17 protein-coding genes and 2 pseudogenes are annotated in these 20259 nt (G+C 45.4%); 7 read left to right on the top strand and 12 right to left on the bottom strand.

What is annotated here, in order from left to right; all coding sequences use genetic code 11:
• Positions 1-106: 106 nt before the first annotated feature.
• The 3 genes from MST20_RS03110 to fadH form a co-directional block, all read right to left on the bottom strand.
• Positions 107-733: a DUF3993 domain-containing protein gene (locus MST20_RS03110; RefSeq protein WP_243940060.1), complete on the bottom strand. Its 627-nt coding sequence runs from the start codon at positions 731-733 to the stop codon at positions 107-109.
• Between the two features lie 111 nt (positions 734-844).
• The gene (locus MST20_RS03105) at positions 845-2065 is read right to left on the bottom strand and encodes an EAL domain-containing protein (protein WP_243940058.1); all 1221 of its coding nucleotides are present in this window, start codon (positions 2063-2065) and stop codon (positions 845-847) included.
• A gap of 68 nt (positions 2066-2133) precedes the next feature.
• On the bottom strand, positions 2134-2898 hold the full coding sequence (gene fadH / locus MST20_RS03100; RefSeq protein WP_243940056.1) for a 2,4-dienoyl-CoA reductase: 765 nt from the start codon (positions 2896-2898) through the stop codon (positions 2134-2136).
• Positions 2899-3043: 145 nt separating this feature from the next.
• On the opposite strand from fadH, the gene MST20_RS03095 reads away from it, so the two are divergent.
• The 4 genes from MST20_RS03095 (at position 3044) to MST20_RS03080 (ending at position 6569) form a co-directional block, all read left to right on the top strand.
• Positions 3044-3901 carry a metallophosphoesterase gene (locus MST20_RS03095; RefSeq protein ID WP_165426871.1) on the top strand — a complete coding sequence of 286 codons (858 nt, stop codon included), beginning with the start codon at positions 3044-3046 and terminating at the stop codon, positions 3899-3901.
• A gap of 177 nt (positions 3902-4078) precedes the next feature.
• A complete protein-coding gene (locus tag MST20_RS03090) occupies positions 4079-4576 on the top strand; it encodes a L,D-transpeptidase family protein (RefSeq protein WP_165426870.1) in 498 nt (165 codons plus the stop codon).
• An 88-nt stretch (positions 4577-4664) separates the two neighbouring features.
• Positions 4665-5966: an MFS transporter gene (locus MST20_RS03085; RefSeq protein WP_243940054.1), complete on the top strand. Its 1302-nt coding sequence runs from the start codon at positions 4665-4667 to the stop codon at positions 5964-5966.
• Between the two features lie 141 nt (positions 5967-6107).
• On the top strand, positions 6108-6569 hold the full coding sequence (locus MST20_RS03080) for a YkyB family protein (RefSeq protein WP_003181285.1): 462 nt from the start codon (positions 6108-6110) through the stop codon (positions 6567-6569).
• A gap of 29 nt (positions 6570-6598) precedes the next feature.
• On the opposite strand, the gene MST20_RS03075 is transcribed toward MST20_RS03080, so the two are convergent.
• The 3 genes from MST20_RS03075 to MST20_RS03065 all read right to left on the bottom strand — a co-directional run bounded on the left by MST20_RS03075 (position 6599) and on the right by MST20_RS03065 (position 9530).
• On the bottom strand, positions 6599-7516 hold the full coding sequence (locus tag MST20_RS03075) for a chemotaxis protein (RefSeq protein ID WP_075753085.1): 918 nt from the start codon (positions 7514-7516) through the stop codon (positions 6599-6601).
• Positions 7517-7589: 73 nt separating this feature from the next.
• Positions 7590-8909 (bottom strand): MFS transporter, encoded by a 1320-nt coding sequence (locus MST20_RS03070; RefSeq protein WP_243940052.1) that lies wholly within the window; start codon positions 8907-8909, stop codon positions 7590-7592.
• 96 nt (positions 8910-9005) lie between these two features.
• Positions 9006-9530, bottom strand: a complete 525-nt coding sequence (locus tag MST20_RS03065) for an RDD family protein (protein WP_165426867.1) — start codon at positions 9528-9530, stop codon at positions 9006-9008.
• Between the two features lie 174 nt (positions 9531-9704).
• Here MST20_RS03065 and MST20_RS03060 point away from each other — a divergent pair, with 174 nt between their 5' ends.
• Both MST20_RS03060 and MST20_RS03055 read left to right on the top strand, forming a co-directional pair.
• On the top strand, positions 9705-9860 hold the full coding sequence (locus MST20_RS03060; RefSeq protein WP_020451187.1) for a hypothetical protein: 156 nt from the start codon (positions 9705-9707) through the stop codon (positions 9858-9860).
• Positions 9861-10058: 198 nt separating this feature from the next.
• Positions 10059-11281 (top strand): annotated as a pseudogene (locus tag MST20_RS03055) (aminotransferase A).
• Here MST20_RS03055 and MST20_RS03050 read toward each other — a convergent pair.
• A complete protein-coding gene (locus MST20_RS03050) occupies positions 11259-13067 on the bottom strand; it encodes a PAS domain-containing protein (protein WP_243940049.1) in 1809 nt (602 codons plus the stop codon). The pseudogene MST20_RS03055 and the gene MST20_RS03050 sit on opposite strands and share 23 nt — an antisense overlap.
• Positions 13068-13227: 160 nt before the next feature.
• Complete coding sequence (locus MST20_RS03045) at positions 13228-15336, bottom strand: peptidoglycan D,D-transpeptidase FtsI family protein (RefSeq protein WP_243940048.1); 2109 nt, start codon at positions 15334-15336, stop codon at positions 13228-13230.
• A 345-nt stretch (positions 15337-15681) separates the two neighbouring features.
• On the opposite strand from MST20_RS03045, the gene MST20_RS03040 reads away from it, so the two are divergent.
• Positions 15682-16443 (top strand): CAP domain-containing protein, encoded by a 762-nt coding sequence (locus MST20_RS03040; protein ID WP_243940046.1) that lies wholly within the window; start codon positions 15682-15684, stop codon positions 16441-16443.
• 43 nt (positions 16444-16486) lie between these two features.
• Here MST20_RS03040 and MST20_RS03035 read toward each other — a convergent pair whose 3' ends face one another.
• The 4 genes and pseudogenes from MST20_RS03035 to MST20_RS21330 form a co-directional block, all read right to left on the bottom strand.
• On the bottom strand, positions 16487-17359 hold the full coding sequence (locus MST20_RS03035) for an NAD(P)-dependent oxidoreductase (RefSeq protein ID WP_243940044.1): 873 nt from the start codon (positions 17357-17359) through the stop codon (positions 16487-16489).
• Positions 17360-17372: 13 nt separating this feature from the next.
• Positions 17373-18158 (bottom strand): SDR family oxidoreductase, encoded by a 786-nt coding sequence (locus MST20_RS03030; protein ID WP_243940042.1) that lies wholly within the window; start codon positions 18156-18158, stop codon positions 17373-17375.
• Between the two features lie 101 nt (positions 18159-18259).
• Positions 18260-19186: a methyl-accepting chemotaxis protein gene (locus MST20_RS21335; protein WP_374706232.1), complete on the bottom strand. Its 927-nt coding sequence runs from the start codon at positions 19184-19186 to the stop codon at positions 18260-18262.
• Positions 19187-19201: 15 nt separating this feature from the next.
• A pseudogene (locus tag MST20_RS21330) lies at positions 19202-20125 on the bottom strand (HAMP domain-containing protein); the annotation flags it as partial.
• Between the last annotated feature and the right edge of the window lie 134 nt (positions 20126-20259).

Genomic DNA, 20259 nt, shown 5'->3' with positions numbered 1-20259 from the left:
TCTTGATCTGATAGAGGGGTTGGGGAACAGAGAGGTTCATCTCTCTATAATTAAATGATAATGATTATCAGTATCATTGTCAATGAATTTTTTAAAAATTCTTTTTCTAGCTGAAAAGTTCGGACAATGTCCAGTTAATATCGATGGCAAACAGCGGGAATACAGCGTGGTCCGCTTCCTTGTTATCCGCAAAATTCGAGTTTGTTTCTTTCTCATCCGGTTGTTCGGACATCATGTCTTCTCCAGCCGGTTTTGTATCAGATTGGCCGATAGCCGTTACTTTGAAGCTGCCGCCGATATTCTCCAGCGTCACCGTCTGATAATTTTTTTGATATGAAACAGGACCGCCGTCTTGATCTCCAACACATTCATATACGGTATAGCTTCCGTCTTTCACCGCCACTTTTGTGTGTTCATCATAGCTGAAGAAAGGGATTGCAACTTCCCGCGCGTCTGTCCCGTAAAAAATCCACCCCGCTTGTTCGGGAAAGGCGTTCGCCTCTACGTACTTCGCTGCCATGGCGTGTTCCATATAAGGTTCCAAGAGGTATATCATGTCTGTTTTCGATCTTTCCTTTTCGGTCAGCTGAAAATGGACGTCAGATACGGATTGAAGGGTCTCAAATAACGACGCTCTTGTCGGTTTTTCTCCGGCTTCGGCAAAATCCGCACAGAGGAATACAAAAGCCGCAGTCAATAGTCCACACAGTAAGGATGACCAAACGTTCTTCATATGATCCGCCCCTTTTTTAGCATATATATATTCACATTTTCCTTTATATACGCAAAGCAAACCTCTCGGGATTCATTTTTTTGAAAAGAAAAAGCGGCGAAAGGCCGCCGCTTAAATTAATCCGTCTTGTTCGTATAAATATGAGTAGGACAGGTCAATGAACAGATAAACTTCTTCATCCATCGGATAGGAAAACGTTCTGATCATTTCCCCCGTTTCGATATCGCTGTACAAATCGCTGAAAAACCCTTTTCTCATCGTTCTCATCCTCATGATATTCTCGAGAAAATAAGGGCGCCAGCTCCAGTTTTTGCCGATGTACTCAGGCTGAAATATCCATGCTCCGTCATGTTTAAACACGTTTTTCGTCAGCTGAATCCCGTCTTCATCGCACATGTAAATTCTAAAGCTGCAATCGGTCAGTTCTTTTCCGAGATTGAAGAGAAACTCATCGTCAGACTGAGCCGTTTTCTTTAGCGATGTGACAAGCTGATGAATCCGTTTGTAAAACTGCTCAGAGTGGTCGTACAGAATGGTTAGCTTCTTCTTCTCACGCGTGATAAATTGGTGAAACTCGGCCTGCAGCCGGTCCTTTAATACATCCCGTTCGATAAATTCATCCCTCGGCAGTTCAAGATACTGCCCCTGAAAATACCGGCCACCGTTTCTCCATGCGTATTGCAGCTGAAAGCTCGCCTCAATATCCTCGTAAAGCAATGCGGCACCGATTTTTCTGGCAAGGAGCGATATGCTGTAAAGCACATATTCATAGGATGGTGAAGGAGAAGACAGCTTGAGCGGCTGAAGGTCGATCTTTAACAGATCCGGGGAAAGAAGAGCGATTCTGTCGAGATTGCTGCTTTCTTTTCCGATATTATCAACAGCGACTTTAATTCCGTATGTACGGTAATAGGTCAGCAAATGATGCAGCTGTTCAATATCCCCTTCAAACTTTTGCTCCGTGATTTCGATAACGAAACGGCTAAGCTCGAGCCCTTTATCCTGATATTCCATCAACAGGTCGAGGAACGATTCACCGTGATCCATCATCAGCACATTTGCATCTTGATTGACGAAGATGAGCAGGTCGCGACCGCTCTCCAAAAAATGATCAAGCGCCTGGCGGATCACCTTGAGATCAACCTCTTTCTTGTATTCTTCCGGAATTGTCGGATCAGAAAAAAACGGCCCGAGGCTCTTCACTTCAGATTCTACCTTGATACGCCCCAGCACTTCATAGCCGATCACCTTTTGTTCTTCAGCACTGAAGATCGGCTGATAGTATGGAATGACATCTTCAATGTTCGTTAAAATATCGAGTGGATCCAACATGGCATATCACCTGCTTCTAATCTTTGTCTGATTATACCATACCGGCCCGCACCTTTGAATTTGAAATCTTAAAACGGACGGGGATTCAGCCATTGACCGCCGTCCATCGTCACACACTCCCCGTTGACATATCCCGCCTGTTCAGAAAGCAAAAATGCAGCGAGCCCCGCGATTTCTTCAGGGGTTCCCAGCCTGTTGAGCGGAACGCTTTTGATTGTCGCGCGCGCGGCTTCTTCCGATTCGAACAATTTTTCGGCACCGCCCGTCCGCTCGATCGGACCGGGCGCGATGGCATTGCACCTGATCCCGTATGCACTTCCCCACTCGACGGCAAGCGTCCTCGTCAGCGACAGCACACCTGCTTTAGCCGCCGCGGAATGAACGACACCGGCACCGGCGCCCCATGCATATGTCGCGACCATATTTAAAATCTGGCCGCGTTTCTTTTCCTTGATCCAGTAGCGGCCGGCTGCCTGACTGCAATAAAATGTCCCGTTCAGCACGATATCGATGACCGCCTTCCAGCCGTTGACCGACAGTTTTTCAGCAGGGCAGATAAAGTTCCCTGCGGCATTGTTAACCAAAGCGTCGATCGTGCCAAAGCGTTCTGCCGTCTCTGTGATCATCTGTTCCACATCTTCAACAGACCTGACATCCATCCGGCATACAGCCACCTGCCCCGCAAATGTTTCAATTTCTTCTTTTGCCGCTTCAAGCGTTTCTTGTGTTCTGCCTGTAATCATCACATTCCAGCCTTCTTCAGCCTGCTTTTTGGCGATCGCTTTTCCCATTCCGCTTGATCCGCCGGTCACGATTACAACTTTTCTGTCCATATCCATCCCCCTTGTCATGAATGAGTATTCATTCAATTCATAGTTTATCATATTAGTTAAAAAAAATTAACAAAACACGCGGACTGTCCTAAAACGGCTTTTCTGGATGATATAATGTAGAGATTCTATTAAAGGTTGGTTGCTTATGAAAAATCCGTCCAGAAGACAATTTTTAAAAGGCTTCTTAGGCCTTGCTGCAGCAGGGCTCTTTACCGCTGCCGGCGGCTTGGGCTATGCGCGCTATCTCGAACCGCATATGCTTGAAACGAACTTGATCCCCATTCGGCATCGGCTCATTCCTAAAGGGTTTGACAAGTTTCGGATCGTTCAGTTCAGCGACACCCACTTAAGCGAATACTTTACAGCAGACGAGCTTTCAAATGTTGTCAGCCAAGTAAACGCCCTCTCCCCGGATCTTATCGTATTCAGCGGGGATTTAATAGATAAACCGCATCGCTACCGGGAACACGAGCGTGCTGTCAACGCCTTAAAAAAGCTTGCGGCCCCCTATGGAAAGCTGGCCATATTCGGAAACCATGATCACGGCGGTTATGGAACAAAAGTCTATCAGACGCTCATGGCATCGGCCGGTTTTCGGGTGCTGCGAAACGACTTCATGAAGCTTGAATTGATAGACGGAAGCGTCATTGAGATCGCTTCACTCGATGATTTGATGCTCGGCAGGCCGGACTATGAAGGCATCCTGTCAAAGCTGAGCGAAAAAGCCTTCTCGATTTTGCTCGTCCATGAGCCGGACGCTGCTTTAACGGCAAAACAATACCCCGTCAATTTGCAAATATCCGGACACACCCATGGCGGACAAATTCAGATTCCCGTATTCGGTCCTTTAATCACGCCTCCGTACGGAGAAATTTATACGGAAGGGATGTATGAAACAGCCGGATTGAAAATCTATGTCAATCGAGGAATCGGCACGACCAGGCTGCCGCTCCGCTTTCTGTCAAAGCCCGAAATCACCGTGTTCCAGCTTGAATCCATTTAAATTTTGACCGGCCTTTTGGCTCAAAACGCAAGACATCTGCATACATTATGTAAAAACATTCCCGCTCCTTTCATCCAATCCTCATTAAAAAAACGAAACTTCCCCAGCCTCTTTCCGTCTATATATTAGCAGCGGAAAAGGCTCTCTTTTCGTTTTGAAAAGGAGATGTGCTGATTATTGCTGATGTACCAAGTAAAACCTGGAGAAACTCTGGAAAGCATCGCCGCCGATTTCAGAACGACCCGGCAGGCTTTGCTGCAGGCGAATCCGGGCTTAAACGGCAGCCAAGTGTCCGCAGGCCAATCGATTATCATTCCCGGCATTAGAAACCCGGACACAATCCCTTATCGGATTGTCGTGTCTCTAAGCGGCAGAACGCTCAGATTATATGAGCAAGACAGACTTGTAAAAACATATCCGATTGCCGTCGGAAAAATCCTCACACAGACGCCGAGAGGCGAATTTGTCATTGTCAACCGGCAGCCAAATCCGGGCGGCCCGTTCGGCGCCTACTGGCTGAGCCTCTCAAAACAGCACTACGGCATCCATGGAACGAATAACCCGGCGTCAATTGGCAAAGCTGTTTCAAGGGGATGTATCCGCATGCACAATCAGGATGTTCTGGAACTTGCTTCTATCGTACCCAACGGAACCCGAGTGTCCATTACACCTTAGGCCAGTACATTTCCAGACAAATGCAATTTGAACAATCCAACATCTTGTATTAAGATATAATGGGACCTTTAGGGTAAGGAGCGTATATATGGATCTTTTTAAAAATCGTAATTTCGTCCGACTTTTTTTCGCAGCTTTCGCTTCTCAAATGGGAACGACAGTCGGAAATATGGCTTTCGCTTTTTTCTTGCTCGACCGGTTCAGCAGCCAGCCGGCCTACACGACAATCGCCGAGCTGATGTATTCCTTGCCGACGGTTTTTGTATTCTTTATCGTCGGGGTGGTCGCTGACCGTTTTGACCGCAAGAAAGTCGCGGAAAACTGTGATTGGATCAGAGCGGGACTGACTGTCGTTCTTTTCTTTGTACTGTATCTTCAGATCATACCGCTTGTGTTTTTAGTTCTATTTATCAGAAGCGCGGTTACAAAATTTTTCTACCCGGCCGAAGCAAGTTTGGTCCAGGCCATTTTAAGAAAGGATCAGTATGCAAAGGCAGCCGGACTGAACCAGATGCTTTTCAGCCTGTTTCTATTGTTCGGCGTAGGAATTGGAGCTTTTATGTACAAGACGATCGGCCTGCATGGAGCTATCGCTCTTGATTTTGTGAGCTTTATCGTATCCGGCATTTTAATCCGTTCCTGCGATATTCCGCTTGAAGCGCGGCAGCCGAACGGGCAAAAAGGCTGGAAAAACATGACCGTCAAAGATTCGATGCGCGATTTTAAGGAAGGCATCGTTTATATATTAAAAAATAAATTGCTTGCCTCTCTCGTATTCGGATATTTTATCTTCGGGCTTGTCAGCGGCGGACTTTCGGTTCTGCCGATGTTTAAAATGAAGTATGAGCTGTCCCCTGACAGTTATGAGTGGCATACATCCCTCTTTACAATCGTACTGGGTATCGGACTTTTGACAGGGATTGCCGTTGCCGCTTTGCTTGAAAAAAAAGTGAAGCCGGCATACATGATGTCAGTCCCGATTTTTATAGCGGGTGCCTTTATCATTCTGCTTGGGTTTACAGATCAATTGCCCGTATATTACTCGGCTGCGTTTCTTGCCGGGATATGCATCGGGCCGATCAACACAGCGCTTGGCGGCTGGATTCCCAAAATCGTCCACCCGAGGCTGATGGGAAGAGTCAGCGGGTGGACCGATCCGCTGACAATGCTGGCGCAATCCTCAGCGCTTGGCGTGATCGCTGTTCTATTCCCGGGAATCATCGCCGATGTCGATTATATATATTACGGTTTGGCGGGAATTATTCTGCTGGCGGCGATGTACTATTTTATCGTCCTGCCTAAATTAAGCGCCGAGAGCGCGGAAATCGACGTTCAAGCGGCGCTGAAGAGACAAAAAAATACAAAAGCGAAAATGAACTCTGTTTTATAAAGATGAAAACGCGCGATTCCTTAAAAAATCGTGCGTTTTTTCTATGAGATATTTGCATTTTCTGTTCTATTTCGTATAATTTAGACATAAGCCTTGCATCTTTAGGAGGTGATCTAGAAACGAATGGATAGGAGAGAAAAGATGGACGACCATAATCATACGAAAGAATTAAAACCGACAGTTGAAAACCTTTCAAAAGCGATTTATACAGTTAATCGCCATGCGAAAACCGCGACTAATCCCAAATACCTGTATCTTCTGAAAAAGAAAGCTTTGCAAAAGCTGCTTAATGAAGGAAAGGGTAAAAAGGTAGGCCTTCACTTTTCGAAAAATCCAAGATTCAGCCAGCAGCAGTCAGATGTGCTGATTTCTCTCGGAGACTACTTTTTTCACATGCCTCCAACAAAAGAAGACTTCGCAAACCTTCCACACTTAGGTACATTAAATCATTCGTATCGGAACCCTAAAGCTCATATGTCTTTGAATATAGCGAAACAGCTTCTTCAAAACTACACGGGAATTAAGGAAAAACCGCTCGTCACAAACCGGAAGCGCCCTGCCTCAAAGCCCGTCTTCAAGAAGCTTGGCGAAAGCTATTTTTAATAAAAAAAAGCCTCGAAAAGAGGCTTTTTTTATTCCTTGAAAATATATTTATCAAGCTTTTCGATCAGTTCGTTGAGCTCTGGCTTGCTGATTTGTTCGTCAGCTCCGACTTGTTCCCCTTTATGGCGAAGATCGTCTGTAATCAAAGAAGAGAAAATCAAGATCGGCAGCTCCGAACTCAGCGGGTTATCTTTTAACAGCTTTGTGAGCCGGTGTCCATCCATCTGCGGCATTTCAATATCCGTGATCATGAGATCGACTTTTTCGTGAAGAGCTGTGCCGTCTTCCATCAATTGAAGCGCATGCTCGTAAGCCTCTTTTCCGTTTTCAAAAGATACGATGTTGTTATACCCCGCTTCATTCAGCTTTTCCACCAAAAGCCGCAAGAGGAGCGGAGAGTCTTCGACAATCATCAGCTTTTTGTCAGTCCGTCTCTGATCAAATTTTTCATCTTTCATTTGGTAAGGATCCGTACCTGACTCAGACTCAAGATCAAAAATGATTTTTTCGTAATCAGGCAGGAAAATCATTGTGCCGTCAAGCTTAATGATGCCGGTAAGGTGACGGTCCATTCCTTGGTTTAAAGCGGTCGGCTTCTCGATTTCTTCCCACGACACCCGGTGAATCTGCGAAACCGATCCTGTGTGAAAGACGATTTTCCGCTTGTTGAATTCCGTCACAATGTATTTTTCCTGATGCTCGTCCTCACCGTGCTCGACGCCGAAGAAAGAGAATAAATCAATGACGGGAAGAATTTCCCCGCGCAATGTGATCATGCCCTCCATATGCTTGTGCGAATGAGGCACTTTCGTGATGTCAACCGGCTGAATGATTTCTCTGACTTTCATGACATTTATGCCGAAAATGTTGAGACCAACTTCGAACTTCACGATTTCTAATTCATTGGTTCCCGAACTTAATAAAATTTCCTGTTGGTTTGAAGACACTGATATCCCTCTCTATCCTACTTTGTGTTTACTTTTTATATCGGCGTCTTTTGTTAAAAGTTGATGCTCTGGGTTAAGCTTTTGCCTTAACATTTTGATGAATGATCAGGCCGATCGCTGCCAATAACACTAAAGATCCGAAAGCCATTCTGCTGGCCATGTTCCCCAGATCCCTGAACAGCAAAGTAATCGATCCGTACAGGACCGGACCGAAAATGGAAGAGATTTTCCCCGACAAAGCAAACAATCCGAAAAATTCGCCTCTTTTATGTTCGGGCGTCAGTTCGATAATCAGTGTCCTTGATGCGACCCATGTGCCTCCAAGCGAGATGCCGAACAAGCTTCCCGCAATCCAAAACAAGACCGTTGACGTTGTGCAGGCTCCGATCGTCAAAGCGGTGATCATAATGGCGGCGACAAGGCTGACCGCGTGTTTGGCGCCGATCTTTTTTGTCACAAAGCCGAGCAGAAATGAACCGATGATGCTTGAGACCGTTGAAACAAGGTAAAGCAATACAAATTGTCCGGTCGTAAAACCGATGACCGTTTTTGAATAAACAGCCATCATGGCCACTGCTGTAGCAAGCGCGTCATTCAGGAAAAAGTAGGCGATCATGAACAAGAAGACCGGTTTGTACAGGCGAATGTCCTTGAACGTCTGCACGATTTCCCTGTATCCGCTGAAAAACGATTTCTTTTCTTTCGGTTCCGGTTTTCTTTTCTCTTTCGTGAAAAGCAAATACGGAAGTGAAAAAAGCAAAAACAAGAGAGCCGACGGGATGAAAGCGCGGTGAAAATCCTGGTTGCCGACCAGAAGGTAAACCGTTAAGCCGGCTAAAGTGCCGATATATCCGATCGCAATCCCGAATCCTGATAAGAGAGGAATTTCTTCTTTTGTACCCAAATCAGCCAAAATCGTATCATAGAACACCAGGCTTGAATGATAGAAAAACTTTGCGGTCACAAACATGATGACGACAAGGATCAAAGATAACGGAAGCCCGTATATGTCCTTCTGAAACGAGGCGCCCGCAAAAACCCCCATTAAGATGGTGCACAAAACACAAATCATCGTAAACAGACCGATGTATTTTTTCTTTCTGCCCGTCCGGTCGATCAGCACCCCGAATAAAGGCGTGAAAATGACGAGCAGAAAGCTTGCGGCTGCGTTCGAATAGGAGATGAAAGTGCTTGCCACCTGATTCATGCTGGCGTTTTCGCCGACTGCCTCCTGCAAATAAAAAGGAAAAAAGATTGTCACAATGTTTGATGAAAAAATCGTGTTTGCAAAATCGTATAACGCCCAAGATAGAATCGGCAGCGTCAAAAAGAGCTTGATTCCCGTTCTTTGCGCCTGCTTTACAGCTTGTTCACGTTCCGGCTGAGTATCCATCTGGATTGATGCCTCCTTATTTTTATTCCTGCCGTGAAACATTTTTCTGAACAAGACAGCACGCATTCATGCTGAAAGCGTGCTGTCTTTTGTCCGTTATTTTTTTACGACAATGGTTCCTGCCAACATATCATGAAGCGCCTGGCGCCTTTCTGTGAAAAAGGCCATAATGTAGCCGATCAACAAAATCGGAGAGAGAAAGCTTCTCGCCAGAAACCTTCCTGCCGCACAGCCAAAAGAGATTCTTCCGCCTTCTGCTTTCGCCACCTGAATGTTCATGATTTTCTTGCCGAGCGTCCCTTGCCATTTGGATGATTCCATCAGCGTGTAATAAAGAAAATAAACAATAAAAGTAATACTTCCAACGATTGCTATGGTTTTGAACATGCTGATGATAAACGTAAAGATTTCCTGATCGCTCAAATACTCGGGATCAGTCTCCATCATGATCATGATATCCGAATTTCCCAACATCAACGCCGCTGTTAAAACGTACGTGAAAATATATGCGGGAATCCCGAGAATCAATCCGTCGAGCAGGGAAGCTACAAAACGCGCGCCGATTCCGGCATACTCGCTCCTTTCAGGAGCAGTTTCGTGTTTGTCTAATTCCAATTCCAATGTGCTTTTCCTCCTAACATCTTAACTTCTATATACTACTAAGACTCGCTGAATATTATCAATACGTATTACGTTTTTTTAAAGTTAAATTAATGTACGGCTCACAAGTTTTTCATTGACTTTGACATTTATCGTGTTACAATGGTCAAGGATTTTTCAGGAAAGGTGTTTATGATGGGAACAATTGTAACGATTAAAAATCATGAAATGACCATTTTAGAAGGGGTCAGCCGGGCCGTTTACACAGAAATGCTCAAGGATGCTTCAGACAGTGAAGAACAAATATATATTTCGTGGAAAGAAGATGTTGACTTCGATTACGGCTACTAACGGAACATAATGTAAGGCAATCGTTTGATTGTCTTATTTTTCTATCTGCAGCCATCCGCATGTCCGCATGTCCGCATACCTTGGATTGTTTTGCATATACTTGTTACGAGTTTTTATAAAATTGATTGATTAAAAGATGACAATTGGTCTGATGATGGTAAAATAAGATAAACCATAACATTTTTAAGGTGATGCTAAATGGAACATTTGCTTAATCCAAATGTAAAAGAAATCGAAATCTCAGGGATCCGCAAGTTCTCAAACCTTGTATCCCAGTACGAAAACGTAATCTCTTTAACAATCGGCCAGCCTGATTTCTTCACCCCCCACCATGTCAAACAGGCCGCCAAAAAAGCGATAGATGAGAATCAAACATCTTACACTCACAACGCCGGGTATCCCGAACTGAGGCAGGCTGTACAGCTTTATATGAAGAAAAAAGCTGATTTAAATTATGAAGCGGAAAGCGAGATCATTGTGACGACGGGAGCCAGCCAGGCCATCGATTCGGCATTCCGCACGATTTTATCACCCGGCGATGAAGTCATTCTTCCCGGGCCGGTATACCCCGGATATGAGCCGATCATCAAAATGTGCGGAGCGTCTCCATTGATCATTGACACCACGTCTCACGGCTTTAAGCTGACAGCAAAATTGATCGAGGAAGCGCTGACGCCGAAGACAAAATGTGTTGTTCTTCCTTATCCATCAAATCCGACGGGAATGACGCTGTCCGAAGAAGAGCTGAAGGACATCGCCTCCCTTTTAAAAGGCCGGAACGTCTTTGTGCTCTCGGATGAAATATACAGCGAACTCACTTTTGACAGACCGCACCACTCCATCGCGTCTGTGTTAAGGGACCAGACGATCGTTATCGGCGGACTTTCCAAATCCCACAGCATGACAGGCTGGAGAATCGGATTTTTGTTCGCGCCGAAGGAAATCGCCAAACATATTTTAAAAGTCCATCAATACAACGTATCATGCGCTTCATCGATCTCTCAAAAAGCCGCTCTGGAAGCCGTCACCAACGGGTTTGATGACGCGCTGATCATGCGCGAGCAATATAAAAAACGGCTTGACTACGTGTACGACAGACTTGTGACAATGGGCCTCGACGTGATTAAACCGTCGGGAGCATTCTACATTTTCCCGTCCATCAAATCGTTTGGAATGTCTTCCTTTGATTTCTGCATGTCGCTTCTTGAGGAAGAGGGGCTTGCGATCGTGCCGGGCAGCTCGTTTTCTGAGTACGGGGAAGGCTATGTGAGGATCTCTTACGCATATTCTCCTGATACGCTAAGGGAAGGTCTTGACCGGCTGGAGTCCTTTGTTTTCAATAAGAGGCAGTCGATACAGACTACGTAAACAACGGCTTTTACGCCGTTGTTTTTTATTTTATTTTGGAAATGAAATCTTAAATGTCGTGCCTTTTTCTGCTTTGCTGTCGACTTCGATTGTTCCGTTGTGATTTTCGATGATATTGAAGGTGACCATCAAACCGAGGCCTGTTCCTTTTTCCTTCGTCGTCAAAAACGGCTCGCCGATCCGCTTCATGACATGTTCAGGTATCCCTTCTCCTTCGTCCTCCACCTCGACGATGACCGAATCATCAGTTTCTCTGACGGTCAAATGGACCGTACCGCCGTTCGGCATGGATTCGACGGCGTTTTTGATCAGGTTGATAAACACTTGCTTTAATTGATTTTGATCCCCTTTAATATAGATATTGTTCGGGAGGATCGTATTGATCAAAATGCCGTTTAAGTTGGCCTGCGTTTCTAAAAGAGCCGTTACTTCGCGGATCAGCCTGATCAGATCAAGCTTTACCTTCAATGCGTTTTGCTGCGGCTTTGCCAGCATGAGAAGCTCGCTCAAGATCAGTTCGATTCTGCTTAATTCGGAAAAGATAATATTAAAATAATGTTCATTTTCTTCCATCGTGGGCTTCATCAGCTGTAAAAACCCTTTGATCGCGGTGAGCGGATTGCGGATTTCGTGGGCGATCCCGGCTGCAAGCTGTCCGGCGATCGACAGTTTTTCCGAACGGACCATCAGCTCTTCGGTCTGCTTGCGTTCAGAAATATCCCTTAAAATCACCTGAACGGCCGTTTCTCCGAAAAATGTCGTAGGGATGCAAACCATTTCTGTATAGATAAGCCTTTTTTCAAATGTATACCACGTCTGCTTTATGATTTCAGATTCGGATTTTCGGTCTGTAATCCGTTTCAGCCTCGCTTTGACACCCTCATGATCGCATGGGTGCAGATGTTCATAAATATCTTTGCCGATTAAATCCTCATACGTTTTTGCTTCAAACAGACGAATGCCTGATTCATTCATAAAGACCCATCTACCTTTATGAATAACGGCTATCGTATCGATTGAGTTTTGAATCAAGAGCTGATAGCGCTCCCTGCTTTTTTGCAAAATGGTCTGAAATTTCTTCCTCGATGAAATGTCAATGAGCAGGAGCAGCTCCGCTTTCTGGTTTTGATAAATGGTCGGCGCCGCCTTGACTTCGAGGTGAATCTGCGTGCCGTCGAGCTTATGCCACGTTTGCTCGATCATTCCGACATCAAGCCCCTGCTGCATCCGCTTGATGCGGTTTTTGACGATGTCATGGTACTCTTTCTCGATAAAATCGTAGGAATACTTTCCGATAATTTGCCGTTTGTGCTCGGCTCCGAGCAGGTTGACCATAGCGTCATTGACGTAGACGATTTCCCCTTGAACGCTGATGCACAGAGGGTTTGGCAAGCCTTCCACCATGGCTTCGAATTCCTCTTTTGCCGGCAGCCTGGAAGCTTCTTCCGGTGCGTCTTCCTCTTTTATGGAGCTGCTTTTCTTAGAGGGACGGTCTTCAAACACTTTCATTTTGAGTACAATCTCGCGTTCTTTTTCTCCAACATGAGTCGTCACGAAATCGATCGACGCTTCGATCCAGATCATCGTGTAGTCTTTTTTCACAAATCTGAAGGTGCAAGGCAGCAAATGATGCTCATTGTAAAAATAGCTTTCTACCAGAAAAAGATCGTCTTCGTGTAAATAGTCCTTCAAATACGTACCGATCAGTTCATTCTGCTCGTAGCTTAAGAGCTCTTTGCAATTTGCAGATATGTATATAAAACGGCCGTTAGCTGACAGGACTGCCTGTAAATTCATATGAGGCTTATATTGCTCAAAACGTTTTGTTTTTTGTTCCATCATATCCCTCCTTTATACCCTATTCATGACCAGCATTCATTAAAACTATTTTGCTTAAAAGGATTCGCTAAAATACGGGAAATCTCCTTCAAAACTTCTAGCATTCGTCAAATTTTGATAACAAAAAAAGAACCCGGAAAAAATCCGTGTTCTTTTTTGTCTAATCCTTGCTGTATTTTTTTTGCAGATCGGCATAGGCTTTGACGATTTTGGCGGCGATGTTTTTGTTCATCTTCGTTTTGTCGTCAACAGACGGGACGACAACGCTGAAGGCGACCTGCGGATTTTCCGACGGGTAATAGCCGGCAAAAGTGATATTATAAGTCTCTTTCCCCCACCAGTTTCGGTTTGTGCCGTAGTAGTGCGTCTGTGCCGTTCCAGTTTTGCCTGATACGTCAAGCGAGCCGAATGTTCCCGCGGCTGTTCCCGTCTGGGTTACCCTTTTAAATCCTTGCTTGACGATGGCGATGTCGCTTTGGGAATTGTTGATACGATTCAGCACATTTGCAGGGCGCTCTTCGATGACAGGGCCGAGCTTTTCGCTTTCAGGCTGGTGAATGCTTTTCATTACTCTCGGCTGCACCCTGTATCCGCCGTTGGCAATCGTTGAAACATATTGGGCGAGCTGCAAAGGCGTATACGTGTCAAACTGACCGATCGCTTCATCGAGCAGGAGTCCCCCGACAACCTTAGGATTTGTCTGCATTCCGGCAGACTCCTGGGGCAGGTCAATCCCCGTTTTTACCCCAAGCCCAAACTGATTGTAGTAATACCTCATTTTCTTTAAGTCCTCAAGACCAGCCGGAAGTGGGCCGCCCGGTTTATACGTGATTCCCGCCATCCTCATAGCCACATGAAACATATAAACGTTTGAACTTTTTTCCAGCGCTTTAACTTCATTTGCCCATCCGATAGAATTTGTGTAAGATCCTTTTTTTAGCCCCCCTATGAAGGTCAGCTTTCCATTATCATAATAACTCTGCCCGTGCGGCATGCCGTCCTGATAGCCGGCCAGCACGGTCGCGCCTTTGACTGCCGATCCCATTTCGTACTGGGTCGTAAACGCGCCGATTGAATAGTCGGTGATTTTGCCGTCGATGATTCGTTTTCCGGCCATGGACAGAATGTCTCCGTTATTCGGATCCATCATGACGACGAACGCTCTGTCCAGCATGTAGTTTGAGCCGCGGAATTTATTAAGCTCCTCTTCGATCGCTTCTTCGACTTTCTTTTGGAGCTCCATGTCGAACGTCAGCTGCAGATCGTAGCCGCGTCTTCCTTCATCAACCGTTTCCTGGCTGATGACCTTGCCTGAGCGGTTTTCTGTATATTGCACTTTCGCTTTTTTCGGATTTAAATATTCTTCATATTGATACTCGAGATAGCTTTTTCCCACTCTGTCATTCCGGGCATATCCCCTTGTCAGGTAAAAGTCTTCCCGGTCCTTGATAAGCCCTTGCTCAGGCGTTGTGACGCCTCCGAAAATGGAGTAGAGCGTTTTTTCATAAGGGTATTTCCTGGTCCAGTCCATGATGACGTCAACGCCGGGCAGTTCCTCGAGATGCTCGGAAACGCGGGAGACTTCCTCATACGTCAAGTCGTTGGCCGGCATCTGTTTTGAAGCCTTCTCATCAAGGAGCTGCGCATCGTTTTTCCCCGCGGTTTTCGGGCTCATCGCTTTGACGATTTGCGGCTCATATGCATAGCCGCCTGAAAACCTTCTGAAAATCGCGGCGACTTTAAGCTCGTCTTTGTCCTTTTCCAGCGCTTTGATCTCTTCCGCCGGAACGCGGTCCACCTGCAGCTTGTATGTTTGATCAGACTTGAGGGTTTTCTCGCTGTCTTTCAGAAGTGCAGCAGCTTTTTTCGGGTGTCTGGCAAGCCAATAATCTTGCAAATCTCTCTCTTTCAGAAATGATGTATCGATATCGATCAATTCTGCGAGTTTTTTGGCTGTGCTGATTTTTTCTTCCGTTTTTGTGCTTGTCATCATCGTATATGTGATCGCGGGAACGCTTTGGTTGTCGACAACCACCCGCCCGTATCTGTCATACATTTTACCCCGCGGTGCCGGGTATGACGCAATTTTCGCCTCGGTTTTCGAAGCTTCCTGCTCATAAGCCTCTCCATTGACGATTTGCACGAGGCCCAGCTTGACAATCAGCGCAGCGAACAAAGTGAACACCGCAAAGAAGTACAGGTTGATCCGCCATAAACGCGAACGCCTGCTCTTTTTGATTTCAGCCGGATCATGTTGAGATTCTGTCACTGAAACTCTCTCTCCTCTCACAATATTCAATTTTTACATTAATTAACTGAGATATATTGTAACACTTTTGTAATGGTTGTTACAATCTAAAGTTTTTAAAAAAGCTGTCAATCTCTTTTTATATTAAAATTTAACTAACATATTTAAATTTTACCACGTTTATGACAAGACGCGTAAAAGAACGATCTGGTTGCATATTGGCAGCAAAGGGTTTTTCTTTTTTTATGTCAAAATTAACAATAATACCTTGTCAAAGTCAATATATGGATCTATTATTTCAAAAAAGCCGTGTTATGATTCTAGTGTACGAAACAACAACTACAACATTTAGGAGGATTACTGTTTATGAAAAAAGCTTTTCTTTTATCAGCAGCAGCTGCAGCAACGCTCTTCACATTCAGCGGCGTTCAACACGCTGACGCTAAAGAGCAGCAGCAAGTACAAGTCAAAACCGTTCATTCCATAAATGTAACTGATCTCGCAGGCAAACTGAATATCCAAAACATGAACCAGCTTTCTAAAGCTGACCAGGAAAAAATTCAGTCTCTGCTTCATTCTTATATGAAACAAGCCACTCAACAGCCTAAAGCTTCTGCACCGAAGTCTTCTGCACCTAAAGCTTCGAAGCCTGAAAGCAAGCAGACTCAAAAACAGGAAGCTTCAAAGCCTGCGGCTTCAAAAGAGCAGACTTCACAGCAAAAGCAAAATACAGCGCCTTCATCTTCTTCTGTAAGCGCGTATGAAAAAGAAGTTGTTGAGCTGACGAATGTGGAAAGAAAGAAACAAGGGCTAAAACCTCTTACTTTGGATGAAAAACTGAGCAAGGTTGCCCGCACGAAATCTCAAGATATGAAAGATAACAATTATTTTGATCACAACAGCCCGACTTACGGTTCTCCATTTGACATGATGAAGAAATTCGGCATCACATACCGCACTGCCGGAGAAAACATCGCGAAAGGCCAAAAAACGCCTCAGGAAGTTGTCAAAGCTTGGATGAACAGTGAAGGCCACAGAAAAAACATTATGAACCCTAACTTCACACATATCGGTGTTGGATATGTGAAAGACGGCAACTACTGGACTCAGCAGTTCATCGGAAAATAAGAACCAGCAAAAAACCACTTGCATACAGCAAGTGGTTTTTTCGTTATTTGTATTCTGTCCAAAGCTTGTACAGACTTTGGGTGCCGCTGTTTTCTTCGCCTTTTTCCACAAGGGTGTCGTAAAGGCTTTTCGCAAGCTCGAGCCCCGGCATTTTCTCGTCCATCAACTCCGCTTCTTCAAGCGCAATGCCCATGTCTTTAACAAAGTGTTTGACGTAAAAGCCCGGTTCAAAGTCGCCTTTCAGCATTCTAGGCGCGAGATTTGAGAGGGACCAGCTTCCCGCAGCGCCGGTCGTAATGCTTTTTAACACATTGTCGGGATCGAGTCCGGATTTTTTGGCGTAGGCCATCGCTTCTGCGACGCCGATCATACCTGCAGCAATCGCAATCTGGTTGCACATTTTCGTATGCTGGCCGCTTCCGGCCGGTCCCTGATATTGGATGTTTTCACCCATGATCGAAAAGATCGGGTAACATTCATCATAGGCTTTCCGTTCTCCTCCGACCATGATGGCGAGCGTGCCGTTTTTCGCGCCGACGTCCCCGCCTGAAACCGGAGCATCCAAAGCGTAAAGTCCTCTCTCTTTTGCAGCAGCCTCGATTTGTTTGGCGAGAGAAGGCTTGGAAGTCGTCATATCGATAAGGTAAGAACCTGTTTTGGCATTTTCGATAATGCCTTCGCTTCCAAAGTAAACTTCTTCAACGTCTTTTGGGTAGCCGACCATTGTGATGATCACATCAGACGACTGCGCCAGTGCTTTGACGGATGATTTCCATTCCGCCCCTTTTTCCACGAGGCTGTCCGCTTTCTGTTTTGTTCTCGTATAGGCGCTGACGGGATAGCCTGCAGCTAAAATATGCGAGGCCATGCTGTTTCCCATTACACCGAGTCCGATAAATCCGATTGTTTTTTTCATGATGTCATCCCCCTTAAATTGCTTTTACCATTCCGCCGTCTATCAGCAGTGTCTGTCCAGTCATATATGTATTGCATTCTGATAAAAGAAAGCTTGCATACTGTGCAAAGTCGTCAGGTTTTCCGTAGGAGCCGAGCGGAATCTCTTTCTCATAGCTTTCCTTCACCTGCTGCTCGGAAAGGCCCGTTTTCTCGGCTTTCAGCCGGTCAAGCTCTGCCACGCGGTCTGTCGCGATTCTTCCCGGGGCGAGCGTGTTGATCAAAATGCGATGTTCGGCCAACTCTTCAGCAATGGATTTTGTCAGACCGACGATTCCCATTCGAAACGTATTGGAAAGCAGCAGCCCCGGAATCGGTTGCTTGACTGATGATGAAGCGATATTAACGATGCGTCCTCCATCCTTTTTTAGATATGGAAAAGCTTCGCGGATCAAACGGACATAGCTGAGCAGATGCAATTCAAATGATGAGATCCAGTCATCATCTGTCAGATCCAGCAGGCTGCCGCCCTTTGGTCCTCCGACATTGTTGACAAGCATATCGATCATTCCAAATGTGTCAGCGGTCTTTTGAACGAGCGCTTTGATCCCGTCGGCGTCTGCAAGATCGCATACTTGATAAGAGATGGATCCGCCGCCGAGTCCGCTCAGCTCTTCCGCTGCTTTTTTCAAGCCTGCTTCGTGTCTCCCGGACAGCATGACATTTGCCCCTTCTGTCGCAAGGGCTTTTGCGATTGCATTGCCGAGTCCTTTGCTGCTTGCTGCCACAAGCACCGTTTTGCCATTCATCTTTAAGTCCACAATCATCACTCCCTTCATACTTATAGTGTAACACGTATATTCTGAAAATTGGGATTGCGAGCGTTGAAAAAGTCCCTCTTTCAACAAGAGGGACTTCTTTATTACACGTTAAACTTATTGATTGCATTTAATAATTCTTGGTTGGCTTCGCTCAGCGCTTCAGCGGATTTTGCGATGCTTTCCAGCGCTGTCAGCTGCTCGTTCGTCGAAGCGCTGACCTCTTCCGCAGCCGCTGCTGACTGCTGAGAAATGGCTGAAATGCTCTGGATCGAATCGGTCATTTTTTGCTGCTCTCCGCTCATATCCGAGATTTCAGAGTAAATGTGGTCAATTGAGTTGACGAGCGCCTGCATTTCTGCAGTAATTTTGCTGAGCGCTTCTCCTGTCTCATGAATCATTCCATTTTGCTCTTCATTCATCTTGCTTGCTTCCGTCATCGCTGAAACGGCTTCTTTCGTTTCCAGCTGAATCTGCTTAACCGTTTCGCTAATATGCTGTGAAGAGACCGCCGATTGTTCGGCAAGCTTTCTCACCTCTTCTGCAACTACCGCAAAACCGCGTCCGCTTTCGCCGGCACGGGCTGCTTCAATGCTGGCGTTCAGAGCAAGCAGGTTTGTTTGATCAGAGATCGCCGAGATGGCTGTAACGACGTCTTCGATGTTTTTCGTTTTTTCTTCAAGCTGCAAAAGCATATGTTCCACTTTCTTCGTCTCCGAGTTGGCTTCATTTGATTTTGCAAGCAGCTGCCCGAGAGCATCGATTCCTGTATAGCTTGCATCTTCTGATGTTCTCGAAAGCTTCTTGATGCTGTCGGCATGATGTTCAATTTCTTTAATTTTGACAGACAGCCGTTCGGATTGTTCATTTACATTTTCGACTTCTGCCGCTTGTTCTGTCGCGCCTGTCGCCACCTCTTCGATTGCTTTGGCGATCTCATCGCTCGCAGAAACTGTTTCTTCTGAAACAGCGCTTAATTGATCGGTTGTATCCGATACTTTTCCAGACGATGATCTGACTTGCACAATCATTTCTTTCATGTGTTCGACCATCTTATTGAAGTCTTTTGTCAATATGCCGATTTCGTCTTTTGAGGCAGCAGCTGTCTGGACCGTCAAATCACCGCCCGCAACTGCTTTTGTTTTGGCAATTAGCTGCTTAATCGGGCCTGTGATCGTTTTGGCAAGGAAATAGCTTAAAATGATCGCCGCTGCCAAAGCAATGATTGAAACAATCATGACCATTTTGTTCATTTCCTGTGCGACCCACATCAGCTTCGCTGTGTCGAATTGCGTACCGACTTTCCAGCCCGTACCGCCGACGGTCTGATAAGCGATCACCGTATCTTTGCCTACTTTGATTCCGTCTTTGGATGACGGGATATCCCGATATGTTTTGTCTTTCGATATATCGTCACCTTGTTTTGACGGGTGGGCGAGCATTGTCCCGTTTTGGTCCATAATAAATGCGTAGCCGTCATATGGCATCTTTTGATTTTCGATGATTTTGTTTAATGAATTCAATGACAAGTCTATACTGACAACGCCTTCAACTTGATTATGGACGACGATGGCTTTTGCCGCAGTAACTGTCATATCTCCGGAAACCGCATCTTTGTAAGGTTCCGTCCAAACGACTTTGTCGGGTGTTTTTGCAGCTGACGTATACCATGGCCTTTCAGCCGGATTATAATCATCATCAAAGGTCTTTTTCGGAAATGTAAACATTTCCTTCTTCTTTGTGCCGATATAAGCTAAATTGACATACTCATTTTTTTCTTTTAATTGTTTTAATTCATCATTGACGATTTTTATAATTTTATTATCACCGTCTTTTAAGAATGAGTGAGCCAATTCTCCATCACTTATACGATTCAAAGAAATCTCGTAGTTTTCTAATTGAAGCTCAATATTTCTTTTAATTGAACCGAGGAGGCTGGACGTCGATTCTTTTGCTTCATCTTCAAGCATTGATTTCAACAAATATGTTGTGGAAAACTGTAGGACGATAACCGTCAAAATCAGCAGGATGGCAACAAATCCAGCAATTTTGACATGCAGTTTTTTAAACAAATGAAACCCTCCTTTACATGCACCTTCATATT

Origin of the sequence: Bacillus sp. B19-2 (assembly GCF_022832475.1) — a bacterium.
In the GTDB taxonomy this organism is placed as follows: domain Bacteria; phylum Bacillota; class Bacilli; order Bacillales; family Bacillaceae; genus Bacillus; species Bacillus paralicheniformis.
This window is presented reverse-complemented; position numbering and strand designations above follow the sequence as displayed.

Excerpts from the sequence above, each read along its gene's own strand:
- MST20_RS03070 (WP_243940052.1), bottom strand. The coding sequence starts at position 8,909 with ATGGATACTCAGCCGGAACGTGAACAAGCTGTAAAGCAGGCGCAAAGA.
- MST20_RS03105 (WP_243940058.1), bottom strand. The coding sequence starts at position 2,065 with ATGTTGGATCCACTCGATATTTTAACGAACATTGAAGATGTCATTCCA.
- MST20_RS03040 (WP_243940046.1), top strand. The coding sequence starts at position 15,682 with ATGAAAAAAGCTTTTCTTTTATCAGCAGCAGCTGCAGCAACGCTCTTC.
- MST20_RS03085 (WP_243940054.1), top strand. The coding sequence starts at position 4,665 with ATGGATCTTTTTAAAAATCGTAATTTCGTCCGACTTTTTTTCGCAGCT.
- MST20_RS03080 (WP_003181285.1), top strand. The coding sequence starts at position 6,108 with ATGGACGACCATAATCATACGAAAGAATTAAAACCGACAGTTGAAAAC.
- MST20_RS03095 (WP_165426871.1), top strand. The coding sequence starts at position 3,044 with ATGAAAAATCCGTCCAGAAGACAATTTTTAAAAGGCTTCTTAGGCCTT.
- MST20_RS03060 (WP_020451187.1), top strand. The coding sequence starts at position 9,705 with ATGGGAACAATTGTAACGATTAAAAATCATGAAATGACCATTTTAGAA.
- MST20_RS03050 (WP_243940049.1), bottom strand. The coding sequence starts at position 13,067 with ATGGAACAAAAAACAAAACGTTTTGAGCAATATAAGCCTCATATGAAT.
- MST20_RS21335 (WP_374706232.1), bottom strand. The coding sequence starts at position 19,186 with ATGATTGTGCAAGTCAGATCATCGTCTGGAAAAGTATCGGATACAACC.
- MST20_RS03035 (WP_243940044.1), bottom strand. The coding sequence starts at position 17,359 with ATGAAAAAAACAATCGGATTTATCGGACTCGGTGTAATGGGAAACAGC.
- fadH (WP_243940056.1), bottom strand. The coding sequence starts at position 2,898 with ATGGACAGAAAAGTTGTAATCGTGACCGGCGGATCAAGCGGAATGGGA.
- MST20_RS03110 (WP_243940060.1), bottom strand. The coding sequence starts at position 733 with ATGAAGAACGTTTGGTCATCCTTACTGTGTGGACTATTGACTGCGGCT.